Consider the following 23,868-nt stretch of genomic DNA (forward strand, 5'->3'; position numbering starts at 1 on the left):
GGTCTCCGCTCGTCGGTCCCGGTCGGTCACGGGAGGCCCGGTGGTCACGGGGGTGTGGCTGTCCTCGAAGAGCCCTCTGTCTGAATCATCACCATATGAGTTGATAGTCTTCTTTGCCTTTTTTAACTCCACCGGACGGCGCGCGGACGACGCCCCGGCCGCCCACCGCCCGCCGGCCCGCCCGTTGTCAGTGCCACCCGGCACCATGGGGGCATGGCGCCGCAGACCCACCCCCAGCCGCCCGCCGACCCCCTGGCCGGTTTCGCCCCGGCCACCCGGGCCTGGTTCACGGGGGCCTTCCACGCGCCCACCACCGCCCAGGCCGAGGCCTGGCACGCCATCGGGCAGGGGACGGACGTCCTGGTGGTCGCCCCCACCGGCTCCGGGAAGACGCTCGCCGCCTTCCTCTCCGCCCTGGACCGCCTCAGCAGCACCCCGGTGCCCGCCGAGCCGAAGCGCCGCTGCCGCGTCCTCTACATCTCGCCGCTCAAGGCCCTCGCCGTCGACGTCGAGCGCAACCTCCGCGCCCCGTTGGCCGGCCTGCGCCAGGCCTCCGTCCGGCTCGGCCTGCCCGAGCCCGACGTCCAGGTCGGCATCCGTTCCGGCGACACCCCGGCCGCCGACCGCCGCCGCTTCGCCACCCACCCGCCGGACATCCTGATCACCACCCCCGAGTCGCTCTTCCTGCTGCTCACCTCCGCGTCCCGCGAAGCCCTGCGCGGCATCGACACCGTGATCCTGGACGAGGTGCACGCCGTCGCCGGCACCAAGCGCGGCGCCCACCTCGCGCTCTCGCTGGAGCGGCTGGACGAGCTGTTGGAACGCCCGGCCCGCCGGATCGGCCTCTCCGCCACCGTCCGCCCGGTCGAGGAGGTGGCCCGCTTCCTCAGCCCGCAGCGCGGCGCCACCGTCGTCCAGCCCGCCTCCGCCAAGGAGTTCGACCTCTCGGTGGTCGTCCCCGTCCCCGACCTGGACGACCTCCCGGCCGCCCCCGGCGTCGGCGGCGCCCCCGACGGCGATCCGGCCCGGCAAACGTCGATCTGGCCGCACGTCGAGGAGCGGATCGTCGACCTGGTCCAGGCCCACCGCTCGACCATCGTCTTCGCCAACTCCCGCCGCCTCGCCGAGCGGCTCTGCAACCGCCTCAACGAGATCGCCGTCGAACGGGCCACCGGCACCGCCCCCGCCGAGGCGCACGCGCCCGCCCAGCTGATGGGCGGCTCCGGCGCGGCCAGGGGCGCCCCGCCGGTGATCGCCCGGGCCCACCACGGCTCGGTCTCCAAGGAGCAGCGCACCCTGGTCGAGGAGGAGCTCAAGGCGGGCCGGCTGCCGGCCGTGGTCGCCACCTCGAGCCTGGAGCTGGGCATCGACATGGGCGCCGTCGAGCTGGTCGTCCAGGTCGAGTCACCGCCCTCGGTCGCCTCCGGCCTCCAGCGGGTCGGCCGGGCCGGCCACCAGGTCGGCGCGGTCTCCACCGGCGTCTTCTTCCCCAAGTACCGGGGGGACCTCGTCCAGTCCGCCGTGGTCACCGAACGGATGCGGGCCGGCCGGATCGAGGCGCTGCGCATCCCGCGCAACCCGCTGGACGTGCTGGCCCAGCAGCTGGTCGCGATGACGGCGCTGGACACCTGGCCGGTGGACGACCTGCTCGCCGTGGTCCGCCGGGCCGCGCCGTTCGCCGGCCTGCCGCAGTCCGCCTTCGACGCCGTGCTCGACATGCTGGCCGGCCGCTACCCCTCGGACGCCTTCGCCGAGCTGCGCCCCCGCCTGGTCTGGGACCGCGTGGCCGGCACCGTCACCGGCCGCCCCGGCGCCCAGCGGCTCGCCGTCACCTCCGGCGGCACCATCCCCGACCGCGGCCTGTTCGGCGTCTTCATCGCCGGCTCGACCGCGGCCGACTCGACGACGGGGCGCAAGGGCGGCGGAAGGGTCGGGGAGCTCGACGAGGAGATGGTCTACGAGTCCCGGGTCGGCGACGTCTTCACCCTCGGCACCACCTCCTGGCGGATCGAGGAGATCACCCACGACAAGGTGCTGGTCACCCCGGCCCCCGGCATCCCCGGCCGGCTCCCGTTCTGGAAGGGCGACACCCTCGGCCGCCCGCTCGAACTCGGCCGCGCTCTCGGCGCGTTCACCCGCGAGCTGGGCTCCATGGAGCCCGCGGCCGCCACCGCCCGGCTCCGGCAGGCCGGTCTGGACGACTGGGCCGCCGGCAACCTGCTCGACTACCTCACCGAGCAGCGCACGGCCTGCGGCCACCTCCCGGACGACCGCACCATCGTGGTCGAGCGCTTCCGGGACGAACTGGGCGACTGGCGGATCGTCATCCACTCCCCCTTCGGCGCCCAGGTGCACGCCCCCTGGGCCCTCGCCCTCGCCGCCCGGCTGCGCGAGAAGCACGGCCTCGACCCGCAGGTCATGCACGCCGACGACGGCATCGTGCTCCGCCTGCCCGACGCCGACCTGCTGGCCCCCGACTTCGACTTCGGGAGCCCGGGCGGCGGGGCGGCCTCCGACGACGCCCCGGTCGGCGCCGACGCCGCCCTGTTCGACCCGGGCGAGATCGAACAGCTCGTCACCGACCAGGTCGGCGGCTCGGCCCTGTTCGCCTCCCGCTTCCGCGAGTGCGCCGGCCGGGCCCTGCTGCTCCCCCGCCGCAGCCCCGGCCGCCGCACCCCGCTCTGGCAGCAGCGCCAGCGCGCCGCCCAGCTCCTGGAGGTCGCCTCCGAGTACGGCTCCTTCCCGATCGTGCTGGAGGCCGTCCGCGAGTGCCTCCAGGACGTCTTCGACGTGCCCGGACTGGTCGAGCTGATGGGGGACCTCGAATCCCGCGCCGTCCGCCTGGTCGAGGTCACCACCCCCGAGCCGTCCCCGTTCGCCCGCTCACTGCTCTTCGGCTACGTCGCCCAGTTCCTCTACGAGGGCGACTCCCCGCTCGCCGAGCGCCGCGCCGCCGCCCTCTCGCTCGACTCCCGGCTGCTCTCCGAGCTGCTCGGCCAGGCCGAACTGCGCGAACTGCTCGACCCGCAGGTCCTCGCCGAGCTGGAGGCCGAGCTCCAACGCCTCACCCCCGAGCGCCGGATCAGGGACGCCGAGGGCGTCGCCGACGCGCTGCGCCTGCTCGGCCCGCTCACCGAGGCCGAGCTCACCGTCCGCGGCGCCGAGCCGCTCTGGGCCCTGGAGCTGGAGGCCGCCCGCCGGGTGATCGCGGTCCGGATCGCCGGCGAGCAGCGCTGGGCGGCCGTCGAGGACGCCGGCCGGCTGCGCGACGCCCTCGGCACCCCGCTGCCGGTCGGCGTGCCCGAGGCCTTCACCGAACCGGTCAAGGACCCGCTGGGCGACCTCCTCGCCCGGCACGCCCGCACGCACGGCCCGTTCACCGCCGCCGAGGCCGCGGCCCGCTTCGGGCTCGGGACGGCCGTGGTCACCGGCACCCTGCACCGGCTCACCGCCGCCGGCCGCCTCGTCCAGGGCGAGTTCAGACCGGTGGAGGGCCACACCGCCACCGTCGAGTGGTGCGACGCCGAGGTGCTCCGCCGACTGCGACGCCGTTCGCTCGCCGCCCTGCGCCAGGAGGTCGAGGCCGTCCCGCCGCGTGCGCTGGCCGCCTTCCTCCCGCAGTGGCAGCACCTGGCCGGCCACCGGCTGCGCGGCCCCGACGGCCTGCTGCGGGTGGTCGAGCAGCTCCAGGGCACCGCCCTGCCCGCCTCCGCACTGGAGAAGCTGATCCTCCCGGCCCGGCTCGCCGACTACTCCCCGAACCTGCTGGACGAGCTGATGGCGGCCGGCGAGATCGGCTGGTCCGGCGCCGGCGCGCTGCCCGGCAAGGACGGCTGGATCAGCCTGCACCTCGCCGAGACCGCCCACCTGCTGCGCCCCGAGCCCGTCCCGCCGGCCGTCACCCCCGTGCACACCGCGCTGATGGAGGCACTGGCGGGCGGCTACGGGCTCTTCTTCCGCCAGCTCGTCGCGCACCTGCCGGACACCCCCGAGGCCGAGCTCGTCGAGGCGCTCTGGGACCTCGTCTGGGCCGGGTACGTCAGCAACGACACCCTGGCTCCGCTGCGCGCCCTGCTCGGCTCCGGGCGGACGGCCGGCGCGACGGCGCACCGGGCGCCCAGGGCCACCCCGCGCGGCCGCTACGGCGGCGCCGGCCGCCCGTTCGGCCGGATCGGCGGCGCCCTGCGCAGCGGCCCGCCGACGGTGGCCGGGCGCTGGTCGGTGCTGCCCGCCTTCGAGGCCGACCCGACGGTCCGCGCCACCGCCCGGGCGCAGAACCTGCTGGACCGGCACGGCCTGCTCACCCGGGGCACCGTGGTGGCCGAACGGGTCCCGGGCGGGTTCGCCGGGGTGTACCGGGTGCTGGCCGCGATGGAGGAGCGCGGCCGGGCCCGCCGGGGCTACTTCGTGGAGGGGCTGGGCGGCGCCCAGTTCGCTATGGAGGGCGCTGCGGACCGGCTGCGGTCGGTCAACGGCCGGCTGGAGCGCGCCCGGGCCAACGAATGGTCGGCCGGCCCGGCGGCCGAGCCGCCGCAGGTGCTGGTGCTGGCCGCCGCCGACCCGGCCAACGCCTACGGCGCCGCACTGCCCTGGCCCGAGCCGCCCGGGGCAGCGGACGGGCGGGACGGGGCCGCGGGGGCCGCGGAGGGGGCCAAGGCGAGCAGGGCGGCCAAGGCGCACCGGCCCGGCCGCAAGGCGGGTGCCCTGGTGGTCCTGGTCGACGGCGAACTGGCCCTCTACGTCGAACGCGGCGGCAAGTCGCTGCTGGCCTGGCCGGAGGACGAGGCCACCCGCGCGCTGGCCGCTTCGGCCCTCGCCTCGGCCGTCCGGGCGGGCGCGCTCGGCAGTGTCACCGTCGAACGGGCCAACGGCGAGCCAGCGCTCGGGTCGGCGCTCGGCGCCGCCCTGGAGGAGGCCGGCTTCCACGCCACCCCGCGCGGCCTGCGGCTGAGGCCCTGACGGACGGCCACCGGCGGACGGGCCCGGCGGACGGCCCCCGCGGGACGCCCGGGCGTCCCGGACCGACGGCCCCGGACACGGCGAAGGCCGCGGGGCGGGTTTCCCGCTCCGCGGCCTTCGGACCGCAACACTCAGGTACTCGTTCCGCCCGCAACGCCGGAGGGCTCCCCGGGGGATCACCCGGGCACGTCACCCGATCGGAGGTTCCGCCTCCACCCGGGCCGCCGGATCACCCGTCCGGCGCGGCGACGGTCCGGTGGCCCACCGGTCGGCGTGGACCGGGATCAGCCCGAGGCCCCAGCCGCCGGCCGCGAGCAGCCCCAGCGCGGCACCGTCGGCCGGTTGTCCCCGGACCACCAGCACCCAGCAGCCGAGCCCGCCCGCAAGGATCACCAGGCCCGCACGCAAGGGCCGGGGCACCAGACGCCCCAGCCGTATCCGTATTCGGCCTTCGGCGTACGCCGTCGCGGTTCTCCGCACGACCGCCCTCCTTCGCTCGCCCCGGGCACCAGGCGCCCGGGCGTCGAGGCCAGGTCAGGCGGCGACCACGTCCATCGCGGCGGCCTTGGGCGAGAGGTTCGCCCGGTCGGTGCCGGGGGCGGGCAGCGGTACCGGTTCGAGCACCGGCCTCAGCAGTTCACCTTCGGAGAGGGTGGCCATCGCCGCAAGTTCGGCGAGCGAGAGTTCGTCGCTGACCTCGCGCATGACCTCGGACATGCGGACATCGAGTGCGTCGCAGATCGCGGAGAGCAGCTCCGAGGAGGCCTCCTTCTGTCCCCGCTCGACCTCGGAGAGGTAACCGAGCGAAACCCTGGCGGCTGCCGACACCTCGCGGAGTGTGCGGCCCTGGCGCTGGCGCTGCCGACGCAGTACATCGCCCAGTAGGCGACGGAGCAGGATCATCGGTGCCTCCCTCCTCGGACTGCGGATCGAGATGTCACGCCCCCACCGTACCGCCTTGCCCGCTTCGCGTGCGGGGACCATGGTCGTGTTCACTCTGGGCTGCAAGGCTGTCCCCTCCCCTGTTTCGGTGTCGTACCCGGGTCGGCTGGCACCTCGTCGTACCCTCCGCGCGGCGCCCGGCCACCGCCAAGCCACTCGTTCGCCACCTGGTTTCTGCCCAACCAGGCCCTCCGATGTAACACGATCCTCCAGCCGGCCCATACCCGTACGCCAGTTCGGCAGATCTCGGTTCGGTGGAGATCTCGACGGGCGGGGCCTGCGTGACGCCTCTGCGGTGGGCGGGCGACGGCTCAGTGCGTGGACGCACCGGCCGGGAGCCGCCCGACGAGCAGCTCCAGAGCGGCGGTCACCGCTCTGCGACGGATTGTGGCACGCCCGCCCGACAACCGGGGCGAAGTGACCAGACTTCCCCCCGGACCGGCGACCGCGAGGTGTACGGTGCCCACCGGCTGTCCGTCCTGCGGATCCGGCCCGGCCACGCCGGTCGTCGCCACCCCGTAGGTGGCGCCCAGCAGCCGGCGCACGCCCTCGGCCATCTGCCGCGCCACCACCGGGTGCACCGGTCCGTGCACGGCCAGCAGGCCCTCGTCGACGCCGAGCACCGAGGCCTTCAGCTCGGTCGCGTACGCGGTGACCGAGCCGCGGAAGGTCGCGGACGCCCCCGGGACGTCCACCAGCGCCGCCGCCAGCAGCCCGCCGGTGAGCGACTCCGCCACCGCCACGGTGCTGCCCTCGCCGCGCAGCGCGGCGTGCGCCCGCTCCGCCAGCGCGTAGTCCGCAGCGGCCTGCGGCCCGTGCCCCGCCCCGGCGTCCACCACGCGCTCCACCCCGTCCTCCCCCGTCACCGGCCCGCGCGCTCCGCGGCCAGCCCCTCGCGGCGCAGGCGCAGCGCCTGCCCGATGTAGTCCAGCGCGGTGCCGACGGTCAGCAGCACCGCCAGCCCCATCAGCACGGCCCGCGCGGTGGCGAGCCAGCCGGTCAGCTCCAGGACGTACATGCCGACCGCGATGCCCTGGGTGAGCGTCTTCAGCTTGCCGCCCCGGCTGGCCGGGATGACCCCGTACCGGATCACCCAGAACCGCATCAGGGTGATGCCGAGCTCGCGGGCCAGGATGACCGCCGTGACCCACCACGGCAGGTCGCCCAGCACCGAGAGGCCGATCAGTGCCGAGCCCATGATCGCCTTGTCGGCGATCGGGTCGGCGATCTTGCCGAAGTCGGTGACCAGGCCCTTGCGCCGGGCCAGCTCGCCGTCGAACAGGTCGGTGATCATCGCGACCGCGAACGACGCCCAGGCCACCGCCCGCCACTTGGGGTCGTGGCCGCCGTCGGCGAAGAGCAGCGCCACGAAGACCGGCACCAGCAGCAGCCGGAGCATCGTGAGCATGTTGGCGATGTTCCAGATCCCCGGCGCCGGCGGCGCCGCGGCCGCCGGTCTGCCCGGGTGGGCCGCGGCCGGGGCGCCGGGCCCCTTGGTCATTCCCCGGCTCCCGGGGCCTGGCCGACCCGCACCTGCTCCAGCGCCTCGGCGACCAGGTCGACGCCCTCGCTGGCGACCACCCGGGCCCGGTAGAACCGGCCGACCTGCGGGTCCTCCACGCCGGTGAGCGTGGTGAGGCCGTCCGTCTCGGGCGCCTGGTGGGCGGCGCGGCCCTCGACCAGGTCGCCCTCCACGGACTCGACCAGCACCTCGACCTCGGTGCCGATCCGCTGCTCGGCCCGCTGGGCGGTCATCTCCTCGGCGAGCCGGGTGAGCCGGTCGAGCCGGTCCGCCACCACGTCCTCGGGCAGCTTGCCGTCGTAGGTCGCGGCCTCGGTGCCGTCCTCGTCGGAGTAGCCGAAGACGCCGATCGCGTCCAGGCCGGCGTGCGTGACGAAGCGCTCCAGCTCGGCGAAGTCCTCCTCGGTCTCGCCGGGGAAGCCGACGATGAAGTTGGAGCGGGCGCCGGCCTGCGGGGCCTTGCCGCGGATCGTCCCGAGCAGCTCCAGGAACTGGTCGGTGGAGCCGAAGCGGCGCATCCGGCGCAGCACCGCGGGCGCCGAGTGCTGGAAGGAGAGGTCGAAGTAGGGCACCACGTCGGCGGTGCCGGTCATCGCGTCGATCAGGCCCGGCCGCATCTCGGCCGGCTGGAGGTAGGAGACCCGGACCCGCTCGACGCCCTCGATCGCGGCGATCTCGCCGAGCAGCGTCTCCAGCAGCCGGATGTCGCCGAGGTCCTTGCCGTACGAGGTGTTGTTCTCGCTGACCAGCACCACCTCGCGGACGCCCTGCGAGGCCAGCCAGCGGGCCTCCTGGAGCACGTCGGAGGGGCGGCGCGAGATGAACGAGCCGCGGAAGGCCGGGATGGCGCAGAAGGAACACCGCCGGTCGCAGCCGGAGGCGAGCTTCACGGAGGCCACCGGGCTGTCGTCCAGCCGCTTGCGCAGGGTGCGCGGCCCGGAGGCGGGCGCCACGCCCTCGGGGAGGTCCTCCGGCGCGCTCTCGGCGCCGCCGTGGCCCGGGAGGGCGACATCGGCGGCGGCGGCCTGGCGCTCGACGGGGCTCAGCGGCAGCAGCTTGCGGCGGTCACGCGGGATGTGCGGGGCGTGGTGGCCGCCCGAGAGGATGGTCTGGAGGCGGTCGGAGATGTCCGAGTAGTCGTCGAAGCCGAGCACGCCGTCCGCCTCGGGCAGCGCGTCGGCCAGCTCCTTGCCGTACCGCTCGGCCATGCAGCCGACCGCGACGACGGCCTGGGTGCGACCGTGCCCCTTGAGGTCGTTGGCCTCCAGCAGGGCGTCGACCGAGTCCTTCTTGGCGGCCTCGACGAAGCCGCAGGTGTTGACGACGGCGACGTCGGCTTCGGCGGCGTCGTCGACCAGCAACCAGCCGTCGGCCTCCAGTCGCCCGGCGAGTTCCTCGGAGTCCACCTCGTTGCGGGCGCATCCGAGCGTGACAAGGGCGACAGTACGGCGTTCAGGCATAGGGCCAAGATTAACGCGCGGCCGCCGGGGCCGTTCGCCCCGGAGGCCGCGCGCCCCGGATTACCGGATCTTCACCGGACCTTCGCCCGGTCGCAGACCGCCCGTGGTCAGCCAGCCTGCGGGTCGCCGGGGGTGTACGTGACATGCACCACCTGGCCGTTCTTGCCCGCCGGACCGAGGTCCTTGCCGTTGACGTACACGTGCACGGCACCGGCGTTGCCGATCACCAGCTTGATCTGCTTGGGGTCGGTGAAGGTCTGGTCCTGACCCTCCTCGATGTTGTTCTGGAACAGCGACTTGCCGTTGCCGTCCAGCGCCGAGACCCAGCTGGTGTCCTTCTCGGCGACCAGCTTCACGGTGACCTTGTCGGCCGGCGCGGCCGCGATCGCCGCGACGCTGGGCGCCGGGGCGGGCGGCTGCACGCTCGGCGAGGGCGCCGCGGCGACCGAGCCGGTGCCGGAGCCGCTGGGCAGCGGTGCGCTGGCCGAGCCGGTGGTCGAGCCGGTGGTCTTGCCGCTGACCAGGTTGAAGCCGATCAGTGCGACCACCGCGAAGATCGCGGCGACCATCGCGGCCGTCCAGTTCGGCCGGCCGCGGCCGGGAACCTTGATCGGCCCGCTCTCGATCAGCTGGGTCGGCCGCTTGGTGGCGGGGGCGCCGCCGTGCGCGGCGTCGTACTGGGCCACCAGCGCCTCGCCGTCCACGCCGACCGCGCGGGCGATCGAGCGGATGTGGCCGCGGGCGTAGAAGTCGCCGCCGCAGCGGCCGTAGTCGTCCTCCTCGATGGCATGCACGATCGGCACCCGCACGCGGGTGGCGCTACTGACCTGGTCCACCGTGAGTCCGGCGTCGATCCGGGCAGCGGACAGCACCCGGCCGATGCTCACGGCATCGGCCGCCTGCTCCGCGCCGCCGGAAGGCTGGGCGGACGACGGGGCGTTCTCGCGGTCGCGGGACTTGCCGATGGTCACGGGGCACGCCTTTCGAGCGGATGGCCACCTGCTGGGGAACAGTCTAGGGGCGCGGGCGGATCGTTTCTCAAGCGGAACAGGCCCGAATGCGCACACCCACCCGGTCCCGCTCCCGAACGGCCACTGACCGGCCGTCAGGGCGTCGGCCGCCGTTCACCGGAGCCGCCGCTTTCGCCGTGTGACGCGGTGCACGTCCGATCGGTTCCGTACACCGCGCCTACCCCCCTCCGAACGGGTGAACACCCCGGAACGGGACGCTCCGTCAGCCGCGGATGCCGACGATCACGCCGTCCAGTTCGTCGGGCTTCACCAGGACGTCGCGGGCCTTGGAGCCCTCGCTCGGGCCGACGATCCCGCGCGACTCCATCAGGTCCATCAGCCGGCCGGCCTTGGCGAAGCCGACCCGCAGCTTGCGCTGGAGCATCGAGGTGGAGCCGAACTGGGTGGAGACGACCAGCTCCGCGGCCTGGATCAGCAGGTCCAGGTCGTCGCCGATCTCCTCGTCGATCTCCTTCCTGGGCCCGCCGCCGACGGTGACGTCGTCCCGGTAGACGGCGGTCAGCTGGTCCTTGCAGTGCTGGACGACCGCGGCGATCTCCGCCTCGGTGACGAACGCGCCCTGCATGCGGATCGCCTTGCTCGCGCCCATCGGCAGGAAGAGCGCGTCGCCCTTGCCGATCAGCTTCTCGGCGCCCGGCTGGTCCAGGATGACCCGCGAGTCGGCCATCGCCGAGGTCGCGAACGCCAGCCGGGACGGCACGTTGGCCTTGATCAGACCGGTGACCACGTCCACCGAGGGCCGCTGGGTCGCCAGCACCAGGTGGATGCCGGCGGCCCGGGCGAGCTGGGTGATCCGGACCACCGAGTCCTCGACGTCGCGCGGGGCGACCATCATCAGGTCGGCCAGCTCGTCGACGATCACCAGCAGGTACGGGTACGGCTTCAGCTCGCGCTCGCTGCCCGGTGGCGGGGTCACCTTCCCGGCCTTCACCGCCGCGTTGAAGTCGTCCACGTGCCGGAACCCGAACGCCGCGAGGTCGTCGTAGCGCAGGTCCATCTCGCGCACCACCCACTGGAGGGCCTCGGCGGCCTTCTTGGGGTTGGTGATGATCGGCGTGATCAGGTGCGGGATGCCCTCGTACGCGGTCAGCTCGACCCGCTTCGGGTCGACCAGGACCATCCGGACCTCGTCCGGGGTGGCCCGGGCCAGCACCGAGGTGATCAGGCAGTTGATGCAGGACGACTTGCCCGCGCCGGTCGCGCCGGCCACCAGGATGTGCGGCATCTTGGCGAGGTTGGCCATCACGGTGTGGCCCTCGACGTCCTTGCCCATGCCGACGACCATCGGGTGGGTGTCCTCGGCGGCCGTGCGCGAGCGCAGCAGGTCGCCGAGGTTGACCATCTCCCGGTCCCGGTTGGGGATCTCGATGCCGACCGCGGACTTGCCCGGGATCGGGCTGATGATCCGCACGTCCGGGCTGGCCACCGCGTACGCGATGTTCTTGGCGAGCGCGGTGATCCGCTCCACCTTCACGGCCGGGCCCAGCTCGACCTCGTACCGGGTGACCGTCGGGCCCCGGGTGAAGCCGGTGACCCTGGCGTCCACCTTGAACTCGCCGAAGGTGCTGGTGAGCTGCGCCACCACCTCGTCGTTGAGGGCGCTGCGGGCCTTGGCCGGGCCGCCGCGCTCCAGCAGGTCGAGCGAGGGCAGCGCGTAGGTGATGCCCTCGGAGAGCTGGAGCTGCTCCATCCGCACCGGCGCCGGGCCGTGCTCCTCCGGTGCGCCGGGGCCGGCCCCGGCGCTGCGGGCGGCCGGGACGGCGGGCTCCTCGGGCGGGGCGGTGCGGTCCTGCACCTGGTGCATCATGTTCGCCACCGCCGAGGAGGCGGGCACGCCGTAGACCAGCGCGCCGTCCAGGTCGGCGGCGGCGCCGGCGGCGAGGTCCCGGGTGGCGTACGGGTCGGCCAGGTCCTTGACGAACGGGTCCCTGCCCGGTGCGGCGGCGGCGGCGGAGTCCTGCTCCGGGTCGTCCGGCTGCTTGCGCCGGCGGCGGCGCCGGCGGGCGGCGACCTCGTCCTGCGGGGAGTCGCCGTCGGCGTCCACCGTGAACGGCAGCGCCGACGGGTCGGCGTCCTCCGGCGGCGCGGTGGAGAACTCGCGCTCCGGCGTGCGCCCCCCGGTCGGCTCGTCGTCCGGACCGGGCTCGACCACGCCGAGGCGCACCCCGGCCGCGCGCAGCCGCTCGGGGATCCGGTTGACGGGGGTGGCCGTGGTGACCAGCAGGCCGAAGAAGGCCAGCAGCAGCAGGAGCGGCACCGCGAGCGGCGGTCCGGCGGCGGCCATCATCGGGGTCGAGACGGCCCAGCCGACGATGCCGCCGGCCGCCCTTATCCGGGACGCACCGCTGCCCATCATGGGCGCACCGCAGCCGATGTGGACCAGGCCGAGCACGCCGACCACCAGCGCGCTGAGGCCGATCATGATCCGCCCGTTGGCCTCGGGCAGCTCCGGATGGCGCATCAGCCGGATCGCGACGGCCGCCAGCAGGAAGGGCACCAGCACGTCCAGCCGGCCGAACAGCCCGGAGACCACGTTGGTGGCCGCCTCGCCCAGCCAGCCCTGGGGGCTGAACCAGGTGCCCGCGGCCGTGACCAGCGCCAGCGCGAGCAGCAGCAGGCCGACGCCGTCCTTGCGGTGCGCCGGGTCCAGGTTCTTGGCGCCGTCGCCGAAGCCGCGGAAGACCGCGCCGACCGCGTGTGCCAGGCCGAGCCAGACGGCCCGGACGGCGCGGAAGAGCATCGGCGGGGGCGGGGGCGGCGCCGCCGGGGCGGGCTTGGCCGGGGCCTTCTTCGCCGGGGCCGGTTTCTTGGCCGCCGCCTTCTTCGCGGGCGGCTTGGCCGGAGCCTTCGCCGCGGCCTTCTTGGACGGTCCCGGACTCGAACTGCGTGCCGCGCTTCCGGGCGTACGTGTGGCCATGGCTCAGCAGCCTACCGGGGCCGACCACCAGTGCCCATGCGCCTGGTACGGGGTGCCCGGACGTGTCGCAGACACACCGTCACGCTGATCCGGTTTCACCCGGACGGGGCAAGCGGGCGGCCGCCGTCTAGTCCGTACCGGGGCGCAGCGCGTCGAGCGCCCTGCGCAGGCCCGTCAGCTTCCGCTCCAGGTGCACCGCGGTGGCGGCGACCCCGCCGTCCTCGGTGCCGTCCAGCTGCTTGACCAGCGCCTCGGCCTGCTCCTCCACCGAGGCCAGCCGCGCCGACAGCTCGCCCAGCAGCGCGCCGCCGATGGCCGGCTGCCCGCCGCCCTCCTCCAGTTGCAGTCGCAACAGCGCGGCCTGCTCCCTGAGCTGGCAGTTCTTCATGTAGAGGTCGACGAAGACCGACACCTTGGCGCGCAGCACCCAGGGGTCGAAGGGCTTGGAGATGTAGTCCACCGCGCCGGCCGCGTAGCCGCGGAAGGTGTGGTGCGGCCCGTGGTTGATCGCGGTCAGGAAGATGATCGGGATGTCCCGGGTGCGCTCGCGCCGCTTGATGTGCGCGGCCGTCTCGAAGCCGTCCATGCCCGGCATCTGGACGTCGAGCAGGATCACCGCGAAGTCGTCGGTGAGCAGCGCCTTGAGCGCCTCCTCGCCGGAGGCCGCGCGCACCAGCGTCTGGTCCAGCGCGGAGAGGATCGCCTCCAGCGCCAGCAGGTTCTCCGGCCGGTCGTCGACCAGGAGGATCTTCGCCTTCTGCATTCCGGCCCGCCCTCCTGTCGTCTGCCTGCCTGGGGAAGGCACCCGCGTACTGCCCACCACTACCCCGGTCATGCTAGCCGCACCCCCTCGCCCGGCACACCGCTCCGTCAGGACTTGATCCGGAACGACACGCAACCGGTGCCCCGGCGCACGCTCAGCAGCGAGTCGCCGTCCGGTCACTGTTCGCAACGATCGGTGACCCTACCCGGTTCCCGCCCCCGACCGCCAGAAAACTGTCCGCCCCCCGGGCGTGAACCCCGGAGCGGGCCGGGTACCGCACGCCCCCGCCGGTCCTCCCGGTCCGGCGGGGGCGTCGCGGCGGCTATCCCTTCCGGGCCGTCAGCCATTCGTGCATGACCGTCAGCAGGTGGTCGGTCTCGACCGGCTTGGTGATGTGGTCGGTGGCGCCGGCCTCCAGGGACTTCTCCCGGTCGCCCTTCATCGCCTTGGCGGTCAGCGCGATGATCGGCAGACCGGCGAACTGGGGCATCCGGCGGATCGCCTCGGTGGTCGCGTAGCCGTCCATCTCCGGCATCATGATGTCCATCAGGACCAGCGCGACGTTCTCGTGCTGCTCCAGCATCTCGATGCCCTCGCGGCCGTTCTCCGCGTAGAGGACGGTCAGGCCGTGCTGCTCCAGGACGCTGGTGAGCGCGAAGACGTTGCGGACGTCGTCGTCCACGATCAGCACCTGCTGGCCGTCGAAGCGGGCGTCCACCCGCCCGGCCGGACGGACGGCGGGGCCGACGGCCTGGGCGCGGCCCTCGGCGGAGGCGTCCAGGGCGGCGGCGCGGCGCCGCTCGACGGCGCCCCGGCGGCGCTCCTCGGCCAGCTCGCGGACCTCCTGGGCCCAGTGGTCGGCCGGGTTCTCGCCGACCGGGACGGGCGTGCCCGCCGGGGTCACGGCGACCGTGGCCCGGACCGCGGGGCTGCCGGCGGCCGGCGGCTGCGCGCCCGCGGGAACGCCCGCGGCCTCGGTGCGCAGCGGCAGGTAGAGGGTGAAGGTGGAGCCCTTGCCGAGCTCGCTCTCGGCGTGGATCTCACCGCCGAGCAGCCGGGCGATCTCCCGGCTGATCGAGAGCCCGAGGCCGGTGCCGCCGTACTTGCGGCTGGTGGTGCCGTCGGCCTGCTTGAACGCCTCGAAGATCTCCCGCAGCTTGTTGCCGGGGATGCCGATGCCCGTGTCGGAGACCGAGAAGGCGATCAGCTCGTCGTCCGGGCCCTGGATCGCGCCCGCCTCCAGCAGCTGCTCCCGGACGTGCTGCGGGACCTCGGGGCCGGCCGGGCTGATCGAGAAGTCGACCGCGCCGGCGTCGGTGAACTTGACCGCGTTGGAGATCAGGTTGCGCAGCACCTGCTGGAGCCGCTGCTCGTCGGTGTGCAGGGTGACCGGCAGCGCGGGCGAGACCCGGACGGCGAAGTCGAGGCTCTTGTCCAGGGCGACCGGCTGGAAGGTGGCCTCCACGTAGTCGACCAGCTGGACCAGGGCGATCCGGGCCGGGCGGACGTCCATCTTCCCGGCCTCGACCTTGGAGAGGTCGAGGATGTCGTTGATCAGCTGGAGCAGGTCGGAGCCGGCGCCGTGGATGGTGTCGGCGAACTCGACCTGCTTGGGCGAGAGGTTGCCCTCGTTGTTGTCGGAGAGCAGCTTGGCCAGGATCAGCAGCGAGTTGAGCGGGGTGCGCAGCTCGTGCGACATGTTGGCGAGGAACTCGCTCTTGTACCGGGAGGCCAGGGCGAGCTGCTCGGCGCGCTCCTCCAGGACCTGCCGGGCCTCCTCGATCTCGCCGTTCTTGATCTCGATGTCACGGTTCTGCTGGGCGAGTTGCGAGGCCTTCTCCTGCAACTCCTCGTTGGTGCGCTCCAGCTCCTCCTGGCGCGCCTCCAACTCGGCGGAGCGCATCGAGAGTTCCGCGGTCAGCCGCTGGGACTCCAGCAGCAGGCCCTCGGTCTTGGTGTTGACACTGATGGTGTTGACGGTGACGCCGATCAGGTCGGCGATCTGGTTGAGGAAGTCCAGTGCCACGGTGGTGAAGGAGCTGAACGTGGCCAGCTCGATCACGCCCAGCAGCCGGCCCTCGAACAGCACCGGCAGCACCACGATGTGGGCCGGCGAGGCCTCCCCGAGGCCCGAGGCGATCTTGAGGTACCCGGGCGGCGCCTCCTTGAGGATGATCGCCCGCTTCTCCACCGCGGCCTGGCCGATCAGCGACTCGCCGGGCCGGAAGATGGTCGGCATCGCCCGCCGCTGGTAGCCGTAGCTGCCGATCAGCCGCAGCACGGTGTCGTTCTCGTCGTCGTCCTCGGTGATCAGCTCGGCGGTGCGGCCGGCCGGCTGGGCGAGGAAGAACGCGCCGTGCTGGGCGGAGACCACCGGCGTCAGCTCGGTCATGATCAGCGACGCGACCGCCTCCAGGTCCCGGCGGCCCTGCAGCAGGCCGGAGATCCGGGCCAGGTTGGTCTTGAGCCAGTCCTGTTCCTGGTTGGTGCGGGTGGTCTCGCGCAGGTTGGCGATCATCTGGTTGATGTTGTCCTTGAGCTCGTCGAGCTCGCCCGCGGCGTCCACGTCGATCCGCAGGCTCAGGTCGCCCCTGGTCACGGCGGTGGCGACCTGGGCGATCGCGCGCACCTGCCGGGTCAGGTTGTTGGCCAGCTCGTTCACCGACTCGGTGAGGTCCTGCCAGGTGCCGTCCACGCCGGGGACCCTGGCCTGGCCGCCGAGACGGCCGTCGGTGCCCACCTCGCGGGCCACCCGGGTCACCTCGTCCGCGAACGACCCCAGCTGGTCGACCATGGTGTTGATGCTGGTCTTGAGCTCCAGGATCTCGCCCCGCGCGTCCACGTCGATCTTCTGCGAGAGGTCGCCGCGGGCCACCGCGGTGATCACCAGCGCGATGTTGCGGACCTGGCCGGTGAGGTTGTTGGCCATCAGGTTGACGTTGTCGGTCAGGTCCTTCCAGATGCCGGCCACGCCCGGCACGCTCGCCTGGCCGCCCAGGGTGCCGTCGGTGCCCACCTCGCGGGCCACCCGGGTCACCTCCACCGCGAAGGAGGAGAGCTGGTCGACCATGGTGTTCAGGGTGCCGGCGAGCGCCGCGACCTCGCCCTGCGCGTCGATGGCGATCTTCTTGGAGAGGTCGCCGCGGGCTACCGCGCCGGCCACCTCGGCGATGTTGCGGACCTGGCCGGTGAGGTTGTTGGCCATCAGGTTGACGTTGTCGGTCAGGTCCTTCCAGATGCCCGACACCCCGCGCACCCGGGCCTGGCCGCCGAGGATGCCCTCGGTGCCCACCTCGCGGGCCACCCGGGTCACCTCGTCGGCGAACGCCGACAGCTGGTCGACCATCGTGTTGACGGTCGTCACCAGCTCCAGGATCTCGCCCCGGGCGTCGACGGTGATCTTCTTCGACACGTCGCCGCGGGCCACCGCGGTGGTCACCTCGGCGATGTTGCGGACCTGACTGGTCAGGTTGTTGGCCATCAGGTTGACGCTGTTGGTCAGGTCCTTCCAGGTGCCGGAGACCCCCGGCACGCTCGCCTGGCCGCCGAGGATCCCCTCGGTGCCGACGTCCCGGGCGACCCTGGTCACCTCGTCCGCGAAGGCGCCCAGCTGGTCCACCATCGTGTTGATGGTGTTCTTGAGTTCGAGGATCTCGCCCCGCGCGTCCACCTGGATCTTCTGCGACAGGTCGCCCTTGGCGACCGCGGTGGTCACCTGGGCGATGTTGCGCACCTGGTCGGTGAGGTTGTTCGCCATGAAGTTGACGTTGTCGGTGAGGTCCCGCCAGACGCCGGCCGCGCCGGGCACCTGCGCCTGACCGCCCAGCCGCCCCTCGGTGCCCACCTGACGGGCCACCCGGGTCACCTGCTCGGCGAAGCCGGAGAGCTGGTCGACCATCGTGTTGATGGTGTTCTTCAGCTCCAGCATCTCGCCGCGCGCGTCCACCTCGATCTTCTGCGAGAGGTCCCCGCGCGCCACCGCCGTCGTCACCTGGGCGATGTTGCGCACCTGGCCGGTCAGGTTGTCGGCCATGAAGTTGACCGAGTCGGTGAGGTCCCGCCAGACGCCGGCGACACCCGGCACCTGCGCCTGACCGCCGAGACGGCCCTCGGTCCCCACGTCCCGGGCCACCCTGGTCACCTGCGCGGCGAAGCCGTTGAGCTGGTCCACCATCGTGTTGACGGTGTTCTTCAGCTCCAGCATCTCGCCGGCCACCTCGACCGTGACCTTGCGCGACAGGTCGCCCTTGGCCACCGCGGTCGTCACCTGGGCGATGTTGCGCACCTGCGCGGTCAGCCGGCCGGCCATGGTGTTGACCGAGTCCGCCAGGTCCTTCCAACTGCCCGAGACGCTGCGCACCTTGGCCTGGCCGCCGAGCTTGCCCTCGGTGCCGACCTCGATGGCGACCCTGGTCACCTCGTCCGTGAACTCGGAGAGCTGGTCCACCAGGCCGTTGACCGTCCGGCCGATCTTCAGGTACTCGCCGCGCAACGGGTGGCTCACCCCGTTGCCGTGCAGCGAGCGCAGCTCCATCTTCTGGTCCAGGTCGCCCTCGGCGATCGAGGCCAGCACCCGGCCCACGTCGGCCATCGGCCGGGCCAGGTCGTCGATCAGCGCGTTGCAGTTGTCGACGGCGGCCATCCAGGCGCCCTCGCCGGCGCCGGTCTCCAGCCGCTCGTTCAGCCGGCCCTCGCGGCCCACCGCCCGCCGCACCCGGGCCAGCTCGCCGGTCAGGTGCTGGTTGCGCTCGGCGACCTCGTTGAACACCGCGGCGATCTCGGCCAGCGGCCCGTCGCCCGGCACGGTCAGCCGGCGCCGGAAGTTGCCGTCCCGCATGGCGGTCAGCGCGGCCAGCAGCTTGCGCAGCTCGGCCGGCTCGGCTCCCCGGTTGTGGTTCGCTCGCCGGCCGGCCGCGCTCCGCGGCGCGGCCCCGGACCGCGCACCACGCTGAGCGGGCGGCGTCGTACCGGTTGCGTCCTTGGTGGCCGAACTCAACGGGCCCCTCCCAGATCGTGAAATGTCCGGTGACCGGCCGCGCCCCTTCCGGGGCCCGCAACCGGACACCGGCCCGGCGCAACTGCGTCCCCGCGGGCCTCGCGGCCCACCGGAACCCACACGACCGTACTGCTCCGACCGGCCGTCGCGGACCCCCCAGTCTGGCAGCACGGGCGCCGGGTATACGGCCGGTTGCGCTCGGTTGTTACCGCCCCGGCCGAAACAGGTGGGCAGAATCACCCTCAGGTGCCTGTTTCGGCGCCCCGCCCCCACGGGGAACCAACCGGAAAGTAGGGTGGAGCGCTGCACCGGGCCACGACCCCGCCCAGCGCCGCCGCTCACCCCGCCGGCGCGTACGGGGAGTCGGCGCCGCACCCGGACAGCCAGGGCCAGAGCAGAGGAGAAGTGGCAACGTGGTCACCGCGCGCGCAGCCGCCACCTTCGAACCCGTCGGCCGGTCGGCCGGAGCCGCCCGCTCGTTCGTCCGGGACGCCCTGCTGGGGTGGGGCCTGCCCGAGGTCGTCGACGACGCCGTCGTGCTGGTCAGCGAACTCGTCACCAACGCCGTCGTGCACGCGGGCACCGCCGCCGAGGTCTGCTGCCTGCGCGAGGACGGGACCGTCCGGATCGAGGTCACCGACCACCACCCCGAACGCGGACTGCCGTCCTTCGCCGACGTCCCCGTCACCGCCTCCGACCGCTACGCCGACCCCGACGGCGAGGGCGGCCGCGGCCTGCTGATGTGCTCCGCCCTCGCCGAACGCTGGGGCGTCGAGTACGCGGCCGGCCGCAAGACCGTCTGGTTCCGCCTCGCCCTGCCCGCCCACGTCGCCGGCACCCGCTACGCCGTCCCCGCCACCCCGGGCGGCGAACTGCCCAGCAGCAGCGGCCCGGTGCACGTCGCCGTGGTCCAACTCGACGACGACGGCCGCGTGCTCGCCTGGAACGCCGACGCCGAGGCCCTCTTCCGCCACCCCGCCGACGCCGTCCTCGGCAGCCCCTGGGCCGACCTCGCCGTCTGGCCGCAGGGCCCCGGCCTCGGCCTGGCCGCGACGCTCCGGCTGGCCCGCTGGGAGGGCGGCTACGGCCTGCGCCACGCCGACGGCCGCACCGTCGACGTGTACGGCCTCCAGGTCCGGATCCGCGACACCGACGGCACCCCGTCCACCCTCTGTCTGCTCGTGCTCGATTCCGACCGGGCGGTGCTCCGCTCCCCCGCCCGCGCCCTGCCCGGCGACAGGTCCGACCAGGCCGCCGGCCGGCTCGACCTGCTCGCCGGCCCCACCGCCTCCGACGACCTCGACACCCTGCTCCAGCGCACCGTCGAACGCGCCCGCGACCTGCTCGACGCCGACGCCGCCTACGTCCTGCTCACCACCGAGGACGAGACCGAGTTCGAGGTCCGCGCCGCCACCGGCCTCACCACCGGCCACCGCCGGCACAGCCGCTTCCCGGTCGAGACCGGCAACCGCTACGACTCCGCCCGGCTGCCCTCCGTCCACGAGGACCTCGCCACCCGCCCGAACGGCCCCGCCCTGCTCACCGGCAGCGGCCTGCGCTCCCTGCTCACCGTCCCGCTCAAGGTCGAGGGCCGGCTGATCGGCTCCCTCGGCATCGCCGCCGCCGCCCCCGGCCGGTACGACAACGAGGACGCGCTGCGCCTCCAGTTCGCCGCCGACCGCGTCGCGCTCGCCATCGAGAGCACCCGGCTCACCGAACTCGACCGGCTGCGCCGCGGCTCGCTCTCCTTCCTCGTCGAGGCCTCCGACCTGCTGGCCGGCACCCTGGAACACGAGCAGACGCTCGCCCTGATGGCCCAGATGGCCGTCCCCACCCTCGCCTCCTGGTGCGCCGTCTACACCAACGGCGACCACGGCGCCCCGGCCTCGCTCGCCTTCGTCCTCCACGAGGACGAGGACCGCATCGACCCGCTGCGCGCCCTGCTCGACAAGACCCCGGCCCCGGAGTCCGGCCCCACCCACGGCGTCCGCTTCTGGACCGCCCCGGTCGACACCGCCCGGGCCGGCGGACTGACCGACAGCCCCGAACTCTCCGGCCTGCTCGGCGAGACCGTCGTCCTGCCGCTCACCGCCCGCAACCGCGTCATCGGCCTGCTCGTCCTCGGCGCCCCGGCCGGCGTCCGGTTCCGCCAGGAGATCCTGGAGCTCGCCGAGGACCTCTCCCGCCGGGCGGCCCTCGCACTCGACAACTCCCGCCTCTACTCCGAGCGCACCGCCACCAGCCAGGCCCTCCAGCGCAGCCTGCTGCCGCCGGACCTGCCCGAGATCCCCGGCGTCGAGGTCGACGTCTACTACCAGGCGGCCGGCGAGGGCAACGAGGTCGGCGGCGACTTCTACGACCTGTTCACCATCCGCGAGGGCACCTACGGCTTCGCCATCGGCGACGTCTGCGGCACCGGCCCCGAGGCGGCGTCCGTCACCGGCCTCGCCCGGCACTCGCTGCGCCTGCTCGCCCGCGAGGGCCTGGACGCCCCGCAGGTCCTCAGCCGGCTCAACGCCGCCATCCTCGACGAGGGTTCGCGCAGCCGCTTCCTCACCCTGCTGTACGGCGAGCTGACGCCGCGCCCGGACGGCAGCACCGAGCTGTCGCTGGTCTGCGCCGGCCACCCGCTGCCGCTGCGGCTGCGCACCGACGGCCAGGTGGACCGGGCCGCCACCCCGCAGCCGCTGCTCGGGGTGATGGACGAACTCGACCTCACCGCGGAGCACTTGGTGCTCGCCCCCGGCGAGGTACTGCTCTGCGTCACCGACGGCGTCACCGAACGCCGGGAGGGGCTGCGGATGCTGGGCGACGACGGCCTCGCCGAGGTGCTGACCGGCTGCACCGGGCTGACCGCGGGTGCGGTGGCCCTGCGGGTGCAGCGGGCCGTCGAGCGGTTCGCCCCGGAGCCCCCGTCCGACGACATGGCCATCCTGACCCTGCGGGTGCCCGCCCAGCGCGTGGGCTGACCGGTGCCGGCTGCGGGCCGGGCGCTGCCACCCGCAGGTTGAGCAACGCACGCGGGTTGAGCACTGCCGCAGGTGAGTTGAGCACTGCCGCACGCGGGTTGAGCGCCGCTGTCCGAAGTCTGAGCGGTGCTGCCCGTACCGGGGCGACTCGGAAGCCAACCGTGAGCGTTCGACAGCTGACGACGGCACAAATTGTACGATTCACAAGGGTACAAGCTCTGCCGACCGGGTACACCGATCTCACCGGGGAATCCCCCGGCGGGGACACGACCAGCGGTTCCTCCGCTGGGCCGTCATTCTGACCGCAGCCGTCGCACGCTCCAGCCGTGCGCCCTCGGCGCGGTCGCGCGCATCCACCTCATCGAACATCCCACCTGCGGTCGACCGCGCCCTGCGCGCGCCCAAACCGAAAGGAGCCTCCGGTGAGCAACGAAGCTTCCGGGGCACAGAACGCCCGTTCAACCGGTGCCGACGCCGTCAACCTCGGCTACCTCGCCCTCGGCCTGACACTCCTCGCCTACGGTCTCCTCTCCACCGGGATCCTCAGCGGCACCGGGGTCGGGGACTCGGCACATCTCGCCCACCTCCTCGGCGGAGTCACCCTCTTCATCGCCGGTCTCTGGCAGCTCCGCGGCGGCGAGGGCTTCAGCGGCACGGCCTTCACCAGCCTCGGCGCCTTCTGGGCCACCTGGTCCGCGGCCGGCGGGGCCGGAAAGAACACGGCGGGCCTGTTCCTGCTGTTGTGGGCCCTGCTCGCCCTCACCCTCACCGCCGCCAGCTGGAACGCGGGCCTGTTCAGCCGCCTCGTCTACGGTCTGCTGACCGTCTCGCTGGTGCTCTCCGCCTTCGCCACCTTCAACACCTCCGGCGGCCTCGCGAAGTTCGCCGGCTGGGTCGCCGCGGCCTCCGGGCTCGTCGCCTGGTACTGGGCCACCTCGTCGCTGACCAACAGCGCCTGGGGCCGGGCCGTACTGCCGGTCAAGTAAGGGCCTGGCCGAGGATCCGACGGCAGGCACGCACAGGGGCCGGCCTCCCCCGGGTGGGGAGGCCGGCCCGCCGGCGCGTCCGTCCGGCTAGCGCCGGCTGCCCGCCCGTTCCGCGGCCGGTGCGTCGACCGCCGCCGACACGGCACGGGAGGCCCGGCGGGCCCGCCAACGGGCGAAGGCCGCCTGAGCGGCGTACGCGAAGAGCAGGATCGCCACCGCGACCAGGCCGTCCGCCCAGAAGTGGTTCGCCGTGACCACCACGACCGCGACGGTCAGCACCGGGTGCAGCACCGCCAGCCAGCGCAGCGAACTCGTCGACACCCGGATCACCGCCACCGCCGCCAGCACGCACCAGGCCACGTGCACCGACGGCATGGCCGAGAGCTGTGCGGCGACCACCACCCCGCCGACCGCGCCCCCGTACACCGACTGGCCGTACTCGGCGGCCACGTCGACGAACCCGCTCTGCGGCAGCATCCGGGGCGGCGCCACCGGGATGAACTGGACGGCGAGGCAGATCGCCGTCGTGATCACCACCGTGTTCCGCACCCAGGCGTACCGCTCGCGGTGCCGCACGAAGACCCAGACCAGGACGGCGATCATCACCGCGAAGTGCATCACGGCGTAGTAGTAGTTCGCCGCCTTCACCGCCACCGGGTACGGCGTGACCGCCGCCTGCCAGGACGCCTCGTCCGGCAATCCGACCGCCAGCTCCGTCCGGTGGATCCAACGCGCCCGGTCCAGCGCGTGCTCGCTGCTCATCAGGGAGAGGTGTCCGACCAACTGCCAGAGCGCGAACAGCGCCAGCAGCGTGCCGGCCTCCCGAAGCAGCGACGACAGCGGGGCCCGCCGCCACCTCGACGCCGCGTACGAACCGCCGTAGAGAGCGGCCGCGGTGCCCCCGGCGGACTGCCAGGTAAGGGTCAGGTTCTGCAACGGTTCGTGCCTTCCGCCGGCCGGGGTGTGCTGGCAGAGACGTTAACGCAAAAAGACCCCCTTCCGTCCGGAAGGGGGTCTTTTTGGAATGATTGTTCGGCGGCGTCCTACTCTCCCACAGGGTCCCCCCTGCAGTACCATCGGCGCTGTGAGGCTTAGCTTCCGGGTTCGGAATGTAACCGGGCGTTTCCCTCACGCTATGACCACCGAAACACTATGAAACTGTCGGCCGCACCATGACAGGCCATGTCATGGGGTCGTTGTTTCAGAACAACACAGTGGACGCGAGCAACTGAGGACAAGCCCTCGGCCTATTAGTACCGGTCAACTCCACCCCTCACAGGGCTTCCATATCCGGCCTATCAACCCAGTCGTCTACTGGGAGCC

The 23,868-nt window shown here is 73.4% G+C and carries 13 protein-coding genes and 2 rRNA genes; 3 read left to right on the plus strand and 12 right to left on the minus strand.

Annotated features, from left to right (window positions below; translation table 11 throughout):
• Positions 1-213 precede the first annotated feature (213 nt).
• Complete coding sequence (locus tag ACFC1F_RS21985) at positions 214-4,959, plus strand: ATP-dependent helicase (protein ID WP_376160526.1); 4,746 nt, start codon at positions 214-216, stop codon at positions 4,957-4,959.
• 189 nt (positions 4,960-5,148) lie between these two features.
• On the opposite strand, the gene ACFC1F_RS21990 is transcribed toward ACFC1F_RS21985, so the two are convergent.
• From ACFC1F_RS21990 to ACFC1F_RS22030, 9 genes are all read right to left on the minus strand, one after another.
• Positions 5,149-5,439 (minus strand): hypothetical protein, encoded by a 291-nt coding sequence (locus ACFC1F_RS21990; protein WP_376160528.1) that lies wholly within the window; start codon positions 5,437-5,439, stop codon positions 5,149-5,151.
• A 54-nt stretch (positions 5,440-5,493) separates the two neighbouring features.
• Positions 5,494-5,862, minus strand: a complete 369-nt coding sequence (locus tag ACFC1F_RS21995) for a helix-turn-helix domain-containing protein (protein WP_148642736.1) — start codon at positions 5,860-5,862, stop codon at positions 5,494-5,496.
• A 350-nt stretch (positions 5,863-6,212) separates the two neighbouring features.
• Complete coding sequence (locus ACFC1F_RS22000) at positions 6,213-6,689, minus strand: CinA family protein (protein ID WP_376160537.1); 477 nt, start codon at positions 6,687-6,689, stop codon at positions 6,213-6,215.
• A 74-nt stretch (positions 6,690-6,763) separates the two neighbouring features.
• Positions 6,764-7,402 carry a CDP-diacylglycerol--glycerol-3-phosphate 3-phosphatidyltransferase gene (gene pgsA / locus ACFC1F_RS22005; protein WP_148642737.1) on the minus strand — a complete coding sequence of 213 codons (639 nt, stop codon included), beginning with the start codon at positions 7,400-7,402 and terminating at the stop codon, positions 6,764-6,766.
• Positions 7,399-8,883, minus strand: a complete 1,485-nt coding sequence (gene rimO, locus ACFC1F_RS22010) for a 30S ribosomal protein S12 methylthiotransferase RimO (RefSeq protein WP_209415449.1) — start codon at positions 8,881-8,883, stop codon at positions 7,399-7,401. Before rimO ends, pgsA begins: the two co-directional genes overlap by 4 nt.
• A gap of 107 nt (positions 8,884-8,990) precedes the next feature.
• On the minus strand, positions 8,991-9,854 hold the full coding sequence (locus ACFC1F_RS22015) for a RodZ domain-containing protein (RefSeq protein WP_209415450.1): 864 nt from the start codon (positions 9,852-9,854) through the stop codon (positions 8,991-8,993).
• A 262-nt stretch (positions 9,855-10,116) separates the two neighbouring features.
• On the minus strand, positions 10,117-12,831 hold the full coding sequence (locus tag ACFC1F_RS22020; protein ID WP_376160531.1) for a DNA translocase FtsK: 2,715 nt from the start codon (positions 12,829-12,831) through the stop codon (positions 10,117-10,119).
• A gap of 127 nt (positions 12,832-12,958) precedes the next feature.
• Positions 12,959-13,594 (minus strand): response regulator, encoded by a 636-nt coding sequence (locus ACFC1F_RS22025; protein WP_209415452.1) that lies wholly within the window; start codon positions 13,592-13,594, stop codon positions 12,959-12,961.
• A gap of 322 nt (positions 13,595-13,916) precedes the next feature.
• On the minus strand, positions 13,917-18,431 hold the full coding sequence (locus ACFC1F_RS22030) for a HAMP domain-containing protein (RefSeq protein WP_376160539.1): 4,515 nt from the start codon (positions 18,429-18,431) through the stop codon (positions 13,917-13,919).
• Positions 18,432-19,003: 572 nt separating this feature from the next.
• Here ACFC1F_RS22030 and ACFC1F_RS22035 point away from each other — a divergent pair.
• Positions 19,004-21,559 (plus strand): SpoIIE family protein phosphatase, encoded by a 2,556-nt coding sequence (locus tag ACFC1F_RS22035; RefSeq protein WP_209415454.1) that lies wholly within the window; start codon positions 19,004-19,006, stop codon positions 21,557-21,559.
• 422 nt (positions 21,560-21,981) lie between these two features.
• Positions 21,982-22,545 carry an acetate uptake transporter gene (locus ACFC1F_RS22040; RefSeq protein WP_376160533.1) on the plus strand — a complete coding sequence of 188 codons (564 nt, stop codon included), beginning with the start codon at positions 21,982-21,984 and terminating at the stop codon, positions 22,543-22,545.
• Between the two features lie 87 nt (positions 22,546-22,632).
• Here the strand turns inward: ACFC1F_RS22040 and ACFC1F_RS22045 are convergent, their stop codons facing one another.
• From ACFC1F_RS22045 to ACFC1F_RS22055, 3 genes are all read right to left on the minus strand, one after another.
• The gene (locus tag ACFC1F_RS22045; RefSeq protein ID WP_376160535.1) at positions 22,633-23,481 is read right to left on the minus strand and encodes a phosphatase PAP2 family protein; all 849 of its coding nucleotides are present in this window, start codon (positions 23,479-23,481) and stop codon (positions 22,633-22,635) included.
• A gap of 94 nt (positions 23,482-23,575) precedes the next feature.
• A 5S ribosomal RNA gene (gene rrf / locus ACFC1F_RS22050) occupies positions 23,576-23,692 on the minus strand.
• 83 nt (positions 23,693-23,775) lie between these two features.
• Positions 23,776-23,868: ribosomal RNA gene (locus ACFC1F_RS22055) — 23S ribosomal RNA — on the minus strand; the annotation flags it as partial.

The sequence above is a fragment of the Kitasatospora sp. NPDC056181 genome (genome assembly GCF_042266225.1).
Lineage (GTDB): Bacteria > Actinomycetota > Actinomycetes > Streptomycetales > Streptomycetaceae > Kitasatospora.